The 16,071-nt window shown below is 74.8% G+C and carries 8 protein-coding genes; 3 read left to right on the top strand and 5 right to left on the bottom strand.

Annotated features, from left to right (window positions below):
* Positions 1 to 63: 63 nt before the first annotated feature.
* The 3 genes from IH54_RS47710 to IH54_RS0116750 all read right to left on the bottom strand — a co-directional run bounded on the left by IH54_RS47710 (position 64) and on the right by IH54_RS0116750 (position 6,001).
* Positions 64 to 2,010 (bottom strand): hypothetical protein, encoded by a 1,947-nt coding sequence (locus IH54_RS47710; protein ID WP_159011895.1) that lies wholly within the window; start codon positions 2,008 to 2,010, stop codon positions 64 to 66.
* A complete protein-coding gene (gene pelF, locus IH54_RS0116755; RefSeq protein ID WP_078862274.1) occupies positions 2,007 to 3,542 on the bottom strand; it encodes a GT4 family glycosyltransferase PelF in 1,536 nt (511 codons plus the stop codon). The genes IH54_RS47710 and pelF overlap by 4 nt, the downstream gene beginning before the upstream one ends.
* Positions 3,543 to 3,814: 272 nt before the next feature.
* Positions 3,815 to 6,001 (bottom strand): hypothetical protein, encoded by a 2,187-nt coding sequence (locus IH54_RS0116750; protein ID WP_031517521.1) that lies wholly within the window; start codon positions 5,999 to 6,001, stop codon positions 3,815 to 3,817.
* Between the two features lie 785 nt (positions 6,002 to 6,786).
* On the opposite strand from IH54_RS0116750, the gene IH54_RS0116745 reads away from it, so the two are divergent.
* A complete protein-coding gene (locus tag IH54_RS0116745) occupies positions 6,787 to 7,044 on the top strand; it encodes a hypothetical protein (protein WP_031517520.1) in 258 nt (85 codons plus the stop codon).
* Positions 7,041 to 9,221: a SpoIIE family protein phosphatase gene (locus IH54_RS0116740; protein WP_052397538.1), complete on the top strand. Its 2,181-nt coding sequence runs from the start codon at positions 7,041 to 7,043 to the stop codon at positions 9,219 to 9,221. The genes IH54_RS0116745 and IH54_RS0116740 overlap by 4 nt, the downstream gene beginning before the upstream one ends.
* A 33-nt stretch (positions 9,222 to 9,254) precedes the next feature.
* Here IH54_RS0116740 and IH54_RS0116735 read toward each other — a convergent pair whose 3' ends face one another.
* Complete coding sequence (locus IH54_RS0116735; protein ID WP_031517517.1) at positions 9,255 to 10,769, bottom strand: hypothetical protein; 1,515 nt, start codon at positions 10,767 to 10,769, stop codon at positions 9,255 to 9,257.
* 343 nt (positions 10,770 to 11,112) lie between these two features.
* Here IH54_RS0116735 and IH54_RS0116730 point away from each other — a divergent pair, with 343 nt between their 5' ends.
* Complete coding sequence (locus IH54_RS0116730) at positions 11,113 to 12,504, top strand: NADP-dependent succinic semialdehyde dehydrogenase (protein ID WP_031517516.1); 1,392 nt, start codon at positions 11,113 to 11,115, stop codon at positions 12,502 to 12,504.
* A gap of 146 nt (positions 12,505 to 12,650) precedes the next feature.
* Here the strand turns inward: IH54_RS0116730 and IH54_RS0116725 are convergent, their stop codons facing one another.
* Complete coding sequence (locus IH54_RS0116725; protein ID WP_078862272.1) at positions 12,651 to 15,989, bottom strand: glycoside hydrolase family 3 C-terminal domain-containing protein; 3,339 nt, start codon at positions 15,987 to 15,989, stop codon at positions 12,651 to 12,653.
* Positions 15,990 to 16,071: the final 82 nt, after the last annotated feature.

The raw sequence follows: 16,071 nt of genomic DNA, 5'->3' as shown, positions 1-16,071 counted from the left end.
CGGTGCGGTGGTCGTGCGGTCCGGGGGCGGCACGGCGGTCGTGCGTTCGTGCGGTTCCTGCTGTCAGCGGTGGGTGGTCACGCGCGCGGTGACCGTGGTGGCGGCGGCGAGCAGGACGGCCGCGGCGCCTGCGCTCGACAGGCCGAACGCGGTGCCTGGAGTGCCGATGTGCGCGGCCGACAGCGCCAATGCGGTCGCGGCGGCCGCCGACAGGGCGGCGGCGGACGTCCACGGCCGCCCGCAGGACTGGAGCAGCAGGGCCAGCCACAGCGCGCAGCCCAGCGCCAGCAGGACCCCCAGGTGCGGCGCGTCCCACGCGGCCGACCCCGGCAGCACCGCGGACTCGACGCCCGCGAGCAGCGCGAGCGCGCCCGCGTAACCGCCCAGGCAGCGCGCCAGCACCCGCCACGACCTGGCGAGCAGCCGCTCGGCCACCCCGGTCGCCCGCAGCGCGTCCAGGCAGCGGCTGCGGAAGCGGAAGAGCAGCCACTCGGCCACCCCCATGCTCACGGTGAGCGCCCCCACCAGCTCCCCGGTGAGCGCCGCCCCCACCACGAGCACCCCGGCGGCCAGCCCCCCGACCCCGAGCGGCACGGACCGCCCCAGCGGGACGGGCGCGGCCTCCCCCTGCCGGGCCGGGCGGAACAGGCGGGCGACGCGTCCGCCGCCCGCGAGGGCGGACCGGCCGTCCGCGGCTGCCGGCCCGTCCGCGCGGAGCCACCGCGCGAGCCCGCTCGGGCGCGCCGCGCTGCGGCGCGGCCGCCGGGGGAGGCGCGCGGCGGGCGTACGGTGCCGGTCGGCGGCGCCCCCTTGGCAGTCGGCGCGGCCACCGCTCCCTGCACGACGGGGCGTACCGCCCCCCGGCCGGAGTGCGCGGCGCAGGCGCCGGAGGCGGTGGCCGCCGCGGACGGCGGTGTCCGCGGCCCCGTCGCGGCCGGTGTCCGCCGCGGGCCGGACCGGCTCGCCGCCGGGCTGCCGTGCGGGCCCAGGGGCGCCGTGCGGGGCCGCGCCCTGGCGCCACGGGAGCCACCTCGCCCGTGCCTTCGTGCTGTCTGCGGCCCGGGGTCGGGATTCGCCGCTGGGTGCAGGTGTGCTGCGCGGGGCCGCGCCCGGCCGCCGCGGGAGCCGCATCGCCCGCGCTCCCGCGGCGCCCCGGCGCCGGGGCTCGCTCCCGTCCCCGGCGCGCAGTCCTGCCCGTACGGCCGCCGCCACCGCCGCCGCGACCGTCGCGGAGAGCAGGGCGGCCGGTACGGCGGAGGGGAGGTCGGCGGTGCCGAGGGCGGCGGCCGGGACGAGCGGTGCGAGGACCTGGAGCAGGAGGCGCTCGCGGCCCAGGACCAGCAGGGCGGTGGCTGCCGCCGTGTACAGCGCCTGGCCGAGCGCGAAGAGCGGCGCGGCCGGGCGGGCGGTGCCGGTCAGGACGAGGGCGGCCGCCGCGGCGGGCAGGACCCCGAGCGCCCCGCCCGCGAGCAGGCAGCGGGCGGCGTCGCGCGGGCGGCGGGCGAGCAGCAGCAGCCCGGCGCGGTGCGCGAGGGCCTGGTTCCAGCCCCAGCCGACCAGCGCCGCCGCGGCCCAGCCCGCGACCGCCGCGGTCACCCCGAAGGGGCCCGCGGGCCCGCCCGCCCAGCGGGCACCGAGCAGGTAGGCGACGCCGGGCAGCGCGAAGGTCAGACCGCGCAGCACGCAGCGCAGCAGACCGGTGCGCCACGGGTCGGGCGCGGGCTCCGGCTCGGGGTGGGCGCGCGGCACCCGCGCGAAGAGCGCCTCGGCGAGGGAGAAGAGGTCGCGGTGCCGGTAGCGCCCGGTGATCTGCTCGTCCGTCAGCCCCTCGGACTCCAGCAGCGCGGCGATCTCCTCGGCGTGCGCGGCGCCCGCGCAGCCGTCGCCGAGGCGTGCGGCGAGTTCCGCGACCTCGGCGTCCGGGTCGAGCGCCGCCCACCCGGGCCCGCTGCGCAGCCGCGCCACCCCGTCCTGGACCCCGCCCGCGCCCAGCCGCACGGCCCCGCTCACGCGGTGCCCTCCGCCGCGGCAGCGGCGGCCGGGCGCCACAGGCGCGGCAGCCAGGTCACACCGGCGCAGGCGCGGGCCGACCGCGGCTCGGCGGCGGACAGGTCCGCGTAGATGGCCCGGAAGGACTCCACGGTCCGGCGCAGGGTGAAGCGGTCGATGACCCGGGTCCGCGCCGCCTCGCCGAGCGCGGCGCGCCGGGCCGGGTCGCGCAGCAGGGCCAGGGCGGCGAGCGCCATCGCGGCGGGGTCGCGCGGCGGTACGACCAGGCCGGTGTCGCCGACCGCCTCACGCACCCCGCCGACGTCCGTCGAGACGGTGCAGCGCCCGCAGGACATCGCCTCGATGAGGGTGAAGGGGAAGCCCTCGCTGATGCTGGAGAGCATCACCACCTGCCCGGCGGCGTAGGCGGTGCGGATGTCCTCGACACGGCCCTCGAAGCTCACCGCGGCGCCCGCGCCCAGCTCCCGCGCGAGGTCCTCGCAGCGCGCCCGGTAGTCCTCGCCGCCGCGCGGCGTGCCGCCGAAGACGCGCAGCCGCGCCTCGGGTATCTCCTCGCGGACCAGTGCGAACGCGCGGATCAGCGTCTCCAGGTCCTTGATCGGGTCGATCCGGCCGGCCCAGCTGAGCGTCGGCACCTGCGGCTCGGGCCCGGCGACCGGGAAGGCCGCGGGGTCGACGCCGTTGTAGACCGTGCGGATGCGGTCCGGGGCCGCGCCCCCGTGCTCCTCCCAGCGCCGGTTGTACCGGTTGCCGGGGGTGACGAGCGCGCTGTGCCGGTAGGCCTCGCGGGCGAGCAGCCGGTAGAAGTGCAGCAGCAGCGACTTGACCGGCCAGCGGTAGGGCCCGGTGCGGTGCCCGAGGTAGCGCTCGCGCTGGTAGACGCCGTGCTCGGTGAGCAGCAGGGGCACTCCGTCGCGGTGGTGGGCGAGCAGGCCGGGCAGCGTCGCGAGCCCGCCGCTGACCGCGTGCGCCACCCCGGTCGGCGGGGCGGCGGCGAGCGGGCGCAGCGCGTGCTCCAGCAGGTCGGTGCCGGTCAGGGCGTCGTACTGGCTGGGCCGGGCGGCCGCGGCGTCCGTACCGGGCCGCCGCCACAGCCGGGCCAGGGTGCGTACCGCCGCCTCGGAGCGCAGCCCCGCCGACAGCGTGCCCGCCGCTGCCCACCCGCCGAGTTCGTACAGCGCGGGCCCGAACAGCTCGTCGTCGCCGCTGCCCTCGGCGAGCAGCGCGGTCAGCAGCCGCTCCCACGCGGCGAGCAGCGCGCGCCGGTCGCGCCCGCGCGGCTCGCGCCCGGCGGGGGCGTCGCCCCACACCGCGAGCTCGTCCACCGCCGTGACGTTGGGGGGCAGTTCCCAGGCGGTCTGCTCGCCACCTGTGGCGGTGACGGCGGTGACGCGGAAGTCGACGTCGGGCATCGCGCGGACCAGTTGGTCGCACCAGACGCTCACTCCGCCCGGGCTGTGCGGGTACGTTCCCTCGGTCAGCAGCGTCACGTGCGCGAGACGCGCCGCGGGCGGGCCGGAAGTTGCGTGCATGACGTGGTGTCCCCCTGGACGGGTCGGTACGGGCCGTGTCGGTACGGGCCGGGGCGCAAGGCCGGTGCGGTGCGGGGGCGCCGGGCCGCGGGCGGCACCGGCAGCCGGTACGGGCGCCGGTGCGCGGGCCGAGCGGCATAGGGGCGTCGGGACGTGGCGTTGCCGGGGCGTGCGAGCTTCGGGACGTGCGAGCTTCGGGACCTGTGGGCGTCAGGCCGTACGGGCGGGCGGGTGCGCCCGGGACGCGGATCCGTGCGCACCCGCCCTGTCCTTCAGCCGCGGGCGCTGTCCCCCGGGCCCGCGGGCACCGCGTCCGCGACGCCGCGCGGCACCGGCAGCCGCCCGGCCGGGGCGGCGAGCCGGGGGGCGGGGGTGTGCGGCGCGGCGGCCGGAGCGGCGGCGGGCACGTCGCCCGCGGGCAGCGCCAGCGTCACCGCGGCCTGGAGTAGCCCCGGCCGGGCCCAGCCGGACGTACCGCCCGCGTACGCGGTGCCGAAGGCGGTGGAGCCCAGCAGCTGGGACTGCCGGGTGCCGGCCGGCATCGTCGCGTCGGCCTCCACCCCGGAGGGCGCGCTCACGGTGACGGTGCCGCCGATCCGGTAGGCGGTCACCTTGCCGCCCTTCCACGCCGCGCTCCACGCGGCCCTGCGCTGCAGCTCGGTGGCGATGTCCGCGGTGCGCAGGTTCACCGCCGGGGTGTTCGCGGCGAACAGGCCCGCGTAGTCGCCGAGGACGCGCTCCAGCACCGGGTAGGCGATGCGGCCCTCGGCGAGGTTGGACTGGTGGATGAAGTGCGGGCGCGGGTTGTTGCCCAGCACGTGCCCCAGGTCGATGCGCGCCTCCAGCGGCACGATGTACGAGGCGTAGCCGGTCGCGGGGTCCAGCGGGGCAGGCAGGCAGGTGGAGTTGCCGGACGTGGCGCACGCGCCGCTGCCGCCCTGGGCGGCGCCGGTGTAGATCCAGTTGTACTCGTCGGTCTCCTCCTGCGCCGTGCCGGCGTTGTAGAAGACGTTCATCGGGAAGCGCGGCACCGTGACTGCGGGGCCCACCGTCCGCTGGCCGGGCTCGCGGGAGTTGTCGCTCGCGAGGTACTTCACGCCGAGTGAGGTGAGCGCCGGGGCGAGGTTCGGGTTGTCGGCGGGCTGCTGCGGCAGCACCTTCAGGCCGGAGTGCTCGCCCGTCACCAGCTCGGTGTCGTCCATGGACAGCCCGTGGGAGGAGGCCCACGTGCGGTTGTCCTGGACGGCGGCGGTGATGTCGGCCCTGCTCACCCACCGGGTGGCGCCGCCCGCGGCCGTCGCGCAGCGCCAGGGCACCACGGTCACGTCCTGGACGCAACCCAGGAAGGGGTGCAGATAGGTGTGGTTGACCCAGCGGTAGGAGTTCCTGTCGGCCAGCAGCCGGGTCGCGAGCGGGTCGGTGCCCGTGCCGTGGTCGGACTTCCAGTCCTCGCTGCCGCCACCGTTGAAGACGAAGTCGAAGGTGAAGCCGTGCGCCGCCGACCACTGCTTCGCGTAGGCGGCGTCGTCCGCGGTCATCCGGATCGGGTCGTCGTCCGCGCCGGTGCCGATCGGGCAGTCGACGTCGCCCGGTGTGCAGTTGAGCGCGGCGTCCCACCGGTCGTCGGCCAGGAAGACGTCGTCGACCTGCACCTCGAAGTAGTTGCGGTCGGCGCCGAGGTGAACGCCCTGCGTCATCCACTCCACGATGCCCCGCGCCAGCAGCCGGAACTGCTGCTGGTACTGGTTGTAGACGAACGGGAGCACCAGTTCGCTGCGCCCCTCGTGGGTGTACTGCCCGACCAGCACTCCGCGCCGGGCGCTGCCGGGGGCGGGCGCGTCCACCAGCGTCGTGAAGGACGCGCCCGCGGCCTGCTCGGCCAGCGGCGCGGCCAGGTAGCCGTAACTCTCCGCCTGGTAGGGGTCGTTGTCCTCGAAGGGCACCGCCCCCCCGAGGTAGCCGAAGTCGCCGGCCGCGCCCTGCGCGGTCACCTGCCCCTGGACGCCGTCGAGTTGCCCGATGAAGCCGCCGTTCTGCGCGTAGTCCAGCCCGACAGCGGGCGACGCGTACGTGTAGGCGTCCACCTGCCGGATGCCGTACGCCGACTCGTACGCGGCCAGCGCCGCCATCTCCGCCGAGCCGGCGCCGAACGGGTTCTCGTTCGGCAGCACCACGGCCTGGAACTTCGCCCGCGGCCGCCCCGCGACGGTGTCGCTCAGGAAGCCCGCGGTGATCACCGGCCGCCCCGGCGCCGCGAGGTCCACCGTGGTGTACGGGGTCCCCGCGCTGTCCAGCTCCGCCGTGACCGCCGCGGTGGCCGGCCCCCCGTCGTCCACCACCAGCACCCGCAGGTCCACCCGCGGGGTGACGGCCGCGGCCCGCGCGGCCGAGGGTGCGACGGCCAGGCCGACCAGTGCCGCGGCGGTCGCGACCGCCGCGGCACGCACACTTCTGCCCATGAATTTCTCCCCCGGCAGCCGCCGATTCCCCTCGGCGTACTCCCACTCGCAACGGCACTTTTCCGGCCGTGTTTCCGGGACCCATGGTGGATCACCGCGCGGAGGAATTGTGACCGTCCTGCGGAGATGATCGGCAGGGGCGGGGTGGGCATCCGGGCGCGTTCGCGGGCACGGCACCGCTCACCTGCGGTGTTATGAGATGTCATGCTCGCGATACATGCGGATTATCGACCTGAATGATGAATGGTCGAGCGTATTTTCGAAGGTCACCCGAATGGGTACCATGTTCGATTTCATGTACGACACGCCGGGGGTGCGGCGGGGCATTCCCGGATTTCCGGCCCGGCTTTCCGGAGTGCCGCCGCGCAGGTCAGTCGATCGGCGGCGGACCCGGCTTCGGGGTCGGCTCGGGTGTCGGCGGTACGGGCGCCGGAGGTGTCGGCGACGGGGGCGTCGGTACGGGTCCCGGGACCGGGGTCGGCTCGGGTGTCGGCGTCGGGTCCGGGCCCGGCACCGGTTCCTCGGGCGGCACCGGCACCGGCGGATAGGTGTCGGGAAACGGTGTGGTCATCGCAAGCTCAGCTCCGTGGATCGCGTTCCGGTCGCCCTTCGCGTACCCGGCCCCCGCGCGCCCATGCCGCCCGTGCCCTGGGGCACGTATCCCGCGCGCCCCCTCGTGCGCCCCGCGCGCGCTCTCGTGGGGGTGAACCGCGCCCCCGGCTGCAACTTCGCTCCCGCCGTGGCGGTCCTCCCGGCGAACGGACCCCGGTGAGAGGAGCGGAAAGTTGCGGGAGGACTGGGAGTGCCTGCGGGAGCCTGGCCTGGTGCACGTGGTGATCACGGCGGGTGACGCGGCGAGCGCGTACCGCGTCTTCGACGCGCTGGTCGACTGCTTCCCCGCGGTCGAGCCCCCTGCCAGCCTGGGCGCCCCGCCGGGTCTGGTGTCCCTCGCCTTCCTGGCGCCGACTCGAACCCGGCATTCAGGGCATAATGGACAGCTGAGGTCCAGCATCGCAGATACCGAGCTCCCGGAGAGTGAGTGAGCGCGAGCAAACCGCCGGCCCGCAGTGGGTACGACCCCCGGGTCGGACCCGTTGCCGAGGCGGACCGCCCCCCCGACTCGGAGATCGGCCTGGGGGAGCGGCTGGCCCTGAACGGCATGGGCAGCTTCGACTGGGACCTGGACCGCGGGGTCTTCGAGCTGGACGAGGTCGGCCTGGAGGTCTTCGACCTGCGGCCCGGCGAGTTCGACGGGCGCCCCGAGTCGCTCGTCCTGCGCATCGCGCCCGAGGAGGGCGCCCGGGTGGACTACGCGCTGCGCCGCGCGCTGCAGTCCGGCCTGCGCAGTTACGGCGGCTACTTCCAGATCACCCGGCGGGACGGCGCCAAGCAGTGGACGCACACCCAGGGCACGATCCTGCGGAACGGCCGCGGCAACGCCTACCGCATCGTCGGCATCGTCCGGGACGCCACCGACGAGCTGGCGCAGACCCCCGACGTGCAGGCGACCGAGATGCCCGCGAGCCGGGCGCCGGACGGCATGCGGCAGAGCCTCGCCCCGGTCGTGCGGCTGACCACCGAGGCGCTGTCGCGCGCGGTGACGGTCCAGGACGTGACCGCCGTCGTCACCGGCGCGGGCGGCCTGGAGCGGTTCGGCGCCGACGCGATGCTGCTGGCCCTCGTCGAGGGCGGCAACCTGCGGGTCCTGGGGTCCACCAGCGGGCCGCACCCGTGGGCCGGCGAACTGGCCGTGCGGCGTTCGGACGGGTCGCTGCCGCTGGACGACGTGGTGATGACCATGCGCTCGCGCTTCGCGACGTCCCTGGACAAGCTGGCCGAGCGCTTCCCGGCCGGGAAGGCGTACTTCGCCGCCTCCGGCATGGCCTCCGCGGCGTTCCTGCCGCTCATCGCGCAGGGCCGCTCCATCGGCGCCCTGGGGCTGTTCTACCGGGAGGAGCGGGAGTTCGGCCACGACGACCGCGAGCTGTACGCGTCGCTCGCCGCGATCGTGGCGCAGTCCCTGCAGCGCGCGATGCTCTTCGACCGCGAGCGGGAGTTCGCCACCGGGCTGCAGTCCTCGATGCTGCCGCGCGACATCCCGCGCTTCGACGGCGTCGGCATCGCGGTCCGCTACCACGCGGCGTCCCGCGGCCGGGAGGTCGGCGGCGACTGGTACGACGTGGTGGCGCTGCCGCAGAACCGCGTCGGCCTGGTCGTCGGCGACGTCCAGGGCCACGACACGCACGCCGCCGCCGTCATGGGCCAGCTGCGGATCGCGCTGCGCGCGTACGCCGCCGAGGGCCACGCCCCCGCGACGGTGCTGGCCCGCGCCTCCCGCTTCCTCGCCGAGCTGGACACCGAGCGCTTCGCGACCTGCAGCTACGCCGAGCTGGACCTCACCACCGGCGCCGTGCGCGCGGTGCGCGCCGGGCACCTCGGCCCGCTGATACGTCACACCGACGGCCGCACGGGCTGGCCCAACGTGCGCGGCGGCCTGCCGCTGGGCGTGGCCACCACCATGGACATGCACGAATTCCCCGAGACCAGGCTCGACCTGGTCCCCGGCGAGACGCTGGTGTTCTGCACCGACGGGCTGGTCGAGGAGCGCGGCCAGGAGATCACGGTCGGCATGGACGTGCTGGCCGAGGCCGTACGGGACGGGCCGCAGGACGCCGACGACCTCGCCGACCACCTCGCCGGCAACCTGTGGGAGCGCTGGGGGTCGCAGGACGACGTGGCGCTGCTCGTGGTCCGCCGCGACCCCGACCCCGGTACGGGCCTGGCCCCGCGGATGCACTCCTACGTCCACCAGGCCGACCCGGAGGGGCTGGCCGAGGCGCGCGGGGCGCTGCGCCAGACGCTCGCCGGGTGGCGGATGACGGACCTGGCCGACGACGTCGAGCTGGCGGCCGGCGAGCTGCTGGTGAACGTCCTGCTGCACACCGAGGGCGGCGCGGTGCTGACGCTGGAGGTGCTGCCGGAGCCGGTCCGCCGGATCCGGCTGACGGTGCAGGACCGCTCCAGCACCTGGCCGCGCCGCCGCTCGCCGGGCGAGGCGGCGACGTCCGGTCGCGGGCTGCTGATGATCGACGCGCTGTCCGTCCGCTGGGGCGTCGAGCCGCGCGGCGACGGCAAGGCGGTGTGGTGCGAGTTCGGCCCCGCGGAGAGCGGCACCGAGGACCGGGACACCGGGGACGGCCACCGCCCGGACGGCGGCTGACACCGTCCGGGCGGCGGGTGGAGCGTGACCGGCTCAGCTCACGGTGAGCGCGGTGTCGTCGATGACGAAGGACGTCTGGAGCTTGCTGCCCTCGGTCCCGGTGAACTTCACCGTGACCGTCTGGCCCGCGTAGCCGCTCAGGTCGAAGGAGTGCTGCGTGAAGCCGGACGCCGCTTGCACGTTGGTGTACGTCGCGAGCGTGCTCAGCACCGTGCCCGAGGAGTTGAGGACCTGCGCCTTGAGCGTGTCGTACGCGGTGCTGCCGGTCTCGTCGGTGTCGATGTGCAGGTAGAAGCTGAACTGCGCGGAGCAGCCGGCCGGGATGGCGGCCGACTGGGAGAGCGTGTCGGTGGTCGCGGTGCCGTAGCCGTCGAGCCAGGCCTTGTACGAGCCGCTGTGCGCCGCCTCGCCGCTGTCGTTGTTGATCACGCCGCTGGTGGCCGTCCACGACGAACTGCCCGACTCGAAACCGGGGTTGGCCAGCAGCTGACGGGAGGTGCAGGTGCCGCCGCTGGTCGGGGGAGTCGTCGGCGGGGTCGTCGGCGGGGTGGTCGTGGTGCTTCCGGAACCGGACAGCCACGCCGTGGCGTTGAGCGCGAGCGCCGCGTCGGTCCCCGCCGGGTCGTTCCAGCCGTCGTAGAGGGTGTTGCCGGACTGGCCGGTGCCGTCGTCGACGGGGGAGCTGTCGCCCCAGATCGCCACCCGGCCGCTGCCGAAGGTGCTGGTGGCGAAGAAGGCGCCGGTGCTGCCGGAGTAGCCGGTCCGGTAGAGCAGGCCCTTGACCGCGGGGTTGTCGGACGTGCTGAGCGTGAAGGTGGTGCCGTCGCGCAGGATGCTGCCGGTCACCGTGCCGAACGGGCCGTGCAGCACCGGGTCGGAGGCGCTGCTGACCGCCCGCGGGTTGTCGGTGCTGATGTCGAGCTTGTCGACGGTGAAGCCGAACGGGTCGGTGTTGTCGACGCCGTTGTTCGCCAGCAGGTCGCTGATCACGCACGGCGAGTCGCAGCCGTCGTTGTTGCGGTCGCTGTTGTTGTGGTCGGAGATCAGGAACAGCCCGCCGCCGTTCTTGACGAAGTTCATGACCGCGGTCTTCTCCGCGGCGGTGAGCTTCACGTTGGGCTCGGGCAGCACGAAGGTGTCGAAGTTGCCCAGGTCCTGCGCGTTGGAGGTGTCGCCGTAGGTGATGGTGCGGCCGGACGGCAGGGTCGCGAGGCTGTAGCCGCCGGCCTTCTGCAGGGCCACGCCCCACGAGGAGAGCGCGCCGGTCCAGTCGGTCTCCTTGCTGGGCGCGCCGTTCTGGCCGAGCGGGTCGGGCTGGCTGGTGCTGATGATCCAGTCGGCGTTGCCGGCCGTCTCGGCCTTGGTGTTGTCGAACAGCACCCGGTGCGTGCTCGCCGCGGCGGGCAGAACCGTGCCCGCCGCGGCGTTCGGTGCGGCCTGCGCGCTGCCGGTCGCGACGCCGGCCGCGGCCAGGGCGGCGGCGCCCAGGAGCGCGGTCGCGGCGAGCGCGGCCCTACGGCGCGAGTGCGGGTTACGTGTGCCGGGCATCCGTCAACCTCCAGGTGGGGGGCGGTGGGTGGGGAGTGCGGGAGAAATTCTGCGCGCGTAGATGCGGTGGCTGATGTGGCGCGCGTTACCAGGGAATGAACGCTGCCGGTCGGGTCCCCGCCGCCGCCGGGAGACGGCGTGCGGTTCACCCGGACGGGCGACCGGCGGGCCGCCCGGTTGCGCCGGGCGGGTGCCGTCGGCCGCCGCCCGGGAGTGGCGGGCGGCGGCGGCGGGAAGGATGGCGGCACCGCCGCATGGACCGCTCCCGCGCGGGTACCCGCGCCTGGCGGGCGCAGGTTCGGCGCGCCCGCCCGGTCAGGCCCGCGGCAGGAGGAGGAGCAGCATGCCGATCGCCACCGTGAACCCCGCCACCGGGGAGACGGTCCGTACCTTCGACGCGCTCGACGCGGACGGGGTCGAGCAGCGGATCGCCGCCGCGTACGACACCTTCCGGGAGTGGCGGACGACAAGCTTCGCCCACCGGGCCGCCCTGCTGGGCGCGGCGGCGGACCTGCTCGACAAGGAGCAGGACGAGATCGCGCACACCATGACGCTGGAGATGGGCAAGACGCTGGCCGCCGCCCGCGCCGAGGCGGCCAAGTGCGCCAAGGCGATGCGCTGGTACGCCGGGCACGCCGAGGCGCTGCTCGCCGACGAGCACCCGGACCCCGCGGACGTCGCCGACAGCGGCGGGAGCCGCGCGTACGTCCGCTACCGGCCGCTCGGCGTCGTCCTCGCGGTGATGCCGTGGAATTTCCCGCTCTGGCAGGTGGTCAGGTTCGCCGCGCCCGCGCTCATGGCGGGCAACACCGGGCTGCTCAAGCACGCTTCCAACGTCCCGCAGACGGCCCTGTACCTCGGCGACCTCTTCCATCGCGCGGGCTTCCCGGCCGGCTGCTTCCAGACGCTGCTGGTCGGCTCGGGCGCGATCGAGGCGGTCCTGCGCGACCCGCGGGTGGCCGCCGCGACCCTCACCGGCAGCGAGGGCGCCGGGCGCGCGGTCGCCTCGGTGGCGGGCGACGAGGTCAAGAAGACGGTGCTGGAGCTGGGCGGCAGCGACCCCTTCGTGGTCATGCCGTCCGCCGACGTGGACCGCGCCGTCGAGGTCGCGGTCACCGCCCGGGTGCAGAACAACGGCCAGTCCTGCATCGCCGCCAAGCGCTTCATCGTGCACGCCGACGTCCACGACCGCTTCGCCGAGCGTTTCACCCGCGCCATGAGCGCGCTGCGGGTCGGCGACCCGACGAGCCTGTCCACCGACGTCGGCCCGCTGGCCACCGAGCAGGGCCGCACCGACCTGGAGGAGCTGGTCGGCGACGCGCTCGACCGGGGCGCCGAGGCGCTGTGCGGGGCCCGCCGCCCCGAGGCGCAGCCGGACGGCTGGTTCTACGAGCCGACCGTGCTGGCCGGGGTGACGGACCTGATGCGCATCCACCGCGAGGAGGCCTTCGGACCCGTCGCGACGCTCTACCGGGTGCCCGACCTGGACGCTGCCGTGGCGCTGGCCAACGACACGCCGTTCGGGCTCAGTTCCAACGTCTGGACGCGCGACGAGGGCGAACAGCGCCGCTTCGCGCGGGAAGTGGAGGCCGGCGGGGTCTTCTTCAACGGCATGACGGCCTCGCACCCGGCCTTCCCGTTCGGTGGCGTCAAGCGCTCCGGCTACGGGCGCGAGCTGTCCGGGCACGGCATCCGCGAGTTCTGCAACGTCACGACCGTGTGGTTCGGCCGCTGAGCCCACCCGGCTCCGCCTTGTCATGTACATCTACCTCCCCACGGGGAATCGGTTTCACCCATGGGGAGGCGGAGTCGTGCGGCACGTACGCCGGATCTTCACAACCGGCCGGGGCCCGGCGACGGGCCCCGGCCGGTCTCAGCGGCTCAGGTGACCGTCCAGACGAAGGTCGCGGTGTCCGCCGCGCCCCTGCCGTCCGAGGCCGTCACGCTCACCGTGCTGGTGCCCTTCGTGGCCGGCGTCCCGGAGATCACGCCGTCCCTCCCGATCGACAGCCCGGCCGGCAGGCCCGCCGCGCTGAAGGTCAGCGCCGCGCCCGTGGAGGAGGCCGCCGTGACCGGCAGCCGTACCGCGGTGCCCGCCGGGCCGCTCATGCCCGCCGGGCTGGCCACGGTCACCGACGCCTCGGCGGTGGCCGCCGCGTCGACCGTCTTCGCGCTCATCGCGGTCGCCACGTTCAGCGTGCCCGTCAGCGGCAGGTTCCGCGACGAGTCGCCGACCATGATCTGGTAACCGCCCGCCGCCGTCGTCCAGGACGACGACGAGGTGTTCCAGTACGCCAGGTCGTGCGCGCTCACCGTGAACGTCACCTTCGCGCTCGCCCCCGGCTGCAGGTCCACCCGCTGGAAGCCCTTGAGCTGCTTGGCGGGCTCGCCCGTCGAGGCCGGGTCGCCGACGTAGAGCTGGGCGATCTCGGCGCCCGCCCGGCTGCCGGTGTTGGTGACGGTCGCGCCGACCGTCGCGTTGCCGCTGCCGTCCAGCGCGCCCACCTGGAGCCCCGAGAAGGCGAACGAGGTGTAGGACAGGCCGAAGCCGAACGGGAAGAGCGGCGCGATGTTCTGCGCGTCGTACCACCGGTAGCCGACCTTCAGCCCCTCGCTGTACTGCACGTTGCCCTGCCCCGGCCACTGCGCCGCGGTGTGCGCCGGCACGTCGTTCAGTGAGGCGGGGAAGGTCACCGGCAGCTTGCCGGACGGGTTGACGTCGCCGAAGAGCAGCGCCGCCAGCGAGTTGCCGACCTCCTGGCCCGCGTACCACTCCTCGACGACGCCCCTGACCTGGCCCAGCCACGGCATGGTGACCGCGGAGCCGGTGTTGAGGACCACGATCGTGTTCGGGTTGGCCGCGGCGACCTGCTGCACCAGCGCGTTCTGGTTGTTCGGCAGGTCGATGTTCGCCTGGTCGGCGCCCTCGTTCTCGCCGTAGCCCACGCACACGACCGCCACGCTCGCCGCTCGCGCCGCGCTCACGGCCGCGGTGACGTCCGTGCCGTCGTTGTACGTCACCGACGCGCCCGTGCCGGCCCGCTTCCTGATCGCGTCGATCGGTGCGACCGTGCCCGAGCTGGTCGAGGTGGCGCTGCCGCCGCCGACGCTGCGCACGCCCGCCCCGCCGTCCGGGCCGATCACCGCGATCGAGCCGGCGTTGGCGCCCGACAGCGGCAGCACGTTGCCGTCGTTCTTCAGCAGCACCGAACCCTGCTCGGCGACCTGCCGCGCGGTGGTCTGGTGCGCCGCACTCGTCACGACCGAGTCGCGGTTGCCGGTCTTGTGCTTCTCGAAGACGCCGAAGGCGAACATCTGCGTCAGCACCCGGGTGACCATGGTGTCCAGCGTCGCCTGGCCGACCTGCCCGTTGGCCAGCGCCTGCGCCAGGAAGTCGGCGTAGAAGTAGCCGCCCGGCATCTCCACCGTCATGCCGTTGTTGGCCGCGTCGACGGTCGAGTGCGCGCCGCCCCAGTCGCTGGTGACGAAGCCGTTGAAGCCCGCCTCCTGGTAGAGGCCCTTCTTCAGCAGGTCGGCGTTCTGGCACGCGTACACGCCGTTGACGGTCGAGTAGGCGCACATCACCGACGCCGACGCGCCCTTGCTCACCGCCGCCTGGAAGGCCGGCAGGTAGATCTCGTGCAGCGTGCGCTGGTCGACGACCGCGTTGTCGGCCGGCCCGTTGCGGTTGGTCTCCTGGTTGTAGACCGCGACGTGCTTGGCCTGCGCCATCACGCCCTGGCTCTGCATGCCCTGGATGCTCGCGGTCGCCATCTGGGCGCTCAGGTACGGGTCCTCGCTGTACGTCTCGAAGGCCCGGCCCCAGCGCGGGTCGCGCACGATGTTCATCGTCGGGCCGAGCGCCACGTCCACGCCCTTGCCCGCGAACTCGTTGCCGGCCACCGTGCCGTACTGCTTCTGCAGCGCGGTGTCCCAGGTCGCCGCTGACGACACCGCGGACGGCAGCTGCGTCACCCCGCCGAAGCCGTCGCCCACCCCGCTCGGCCCGTCGTGGTAGCCCATCGCCGGGATGCACAGCGAGGCGATCGCGTCGGTGTTCCCGATGTACGGGTACGCCTGGCCGTTGCCGTGCAGCATCGTCAGCTTCTGCGCCTGCGTCATGTGCGACAGCACCTGCGCCACCCGGTCGGCGACCGGCGCGGTCGAACCCACCCACGGGCAGACGCCGTTGCCGCCGTCACCGCCTGTGCCGCCGCCCGGAGGCTCGGTCTCCCCGCCGCCGGGCGAGAGGACCTGCACCTCCCACAGCGAGTAGCCCCACTGCGTGGCGCGCTGCGTGCCGTAGACCCGCACGTAGCGGGTGTGCGCGGTGAAGTCGTGCGTCTCCACGCCGCCCTTGCCCGCCGTGGTGGAGTAGGCGGTGCTCCAGTTGGTGCCGTCGGCGGACGTCTGGATCTGGTACGCCGTGCCGTACGCGGCCTCCCAGTTGAGCGTCACCCCGCACACGTCCTGCGCCGAGCCGAGGTCGACCTGGATCCACTGCGGGTCGGCCGCCGCCGAGGACCAGCGGGTGCCGGTGTTGCCGTCGAAGGCCGCCGACGCCGGGAAGGTGCCGCCGTCCTGCGTGGAGGAGGCGGTGGCCGGCTTGCCGGTGGCCGCGCCGGAGTTGCCGCACGCGCCCGGGGTGGTGCCGCCCCCGCCGGTGGTGCCGCCGGTGCCGCCCGAGGTGCCGCCGTAGACCTGGAACTCCCACAGCGAGTAGCCGTACTGCGTGGCGCGCTGGGTCCCGTACACCCGGACGTAGCGGCCGGCGCCGGTCACCGTCAGCGACTGGTTGCCGCCCGTCGCGGTGGTGGTGGAGTAGATGTTCGTCCAGTTCGCGCCGTCGGCCGAGGTCTGGATCTGGAAGGCCTTGGCGTAGGCCGTCTCCCAGTGCAGGTCGACCCGGCCGACCGCCTGGCTGGAGCCGAGGTCGACCTGGATCCACTGCGGGTCGGCGAAGCCGCTGGACCAGCGGGTGCCGTCGTCGCCGTCGACCGCCGCGGAGGCCGGGGTGCCGGCGTTCTCAGCGGAGGACGCGGTCGCGGGCTTGCCCTGCGAGAGCAGGACCGGGTCGGCGGCGTGCGCGATCCGCGGCGCCGCCACCAGCGCCAGTGCCATGACCAGGACGAACCCGACGAGGGCGGCCAGCCGGGCCTGCGCCGCGGGCGGCCGCCGCCGGGCGGAAGGTGGGGGAGTGCTGTACGGGGTGTGCAGCATGGAAGAGCCTCTCTCGCGCGGCGTGGGGGCTGTCTCTTATACACATCTCCGAGCCCACGAGACAGGCAGAAATCTCGTATGC

The organism is Streptomyces sp. NRRL F-5123 (assembly GCF_000721495.1).
In the GTDB taxonomy this organism is placed as follows: Bacteria; Actinomycetota; Actinomycetes; order Streptomycetales; family Streptomycetaceae; genus Actinacidiphila.
The sequence above is the reverse complement of the archived record's forward strand: the minus strand, read 5'-3'. Positions and strand labels throughout refer to the sequence as shown.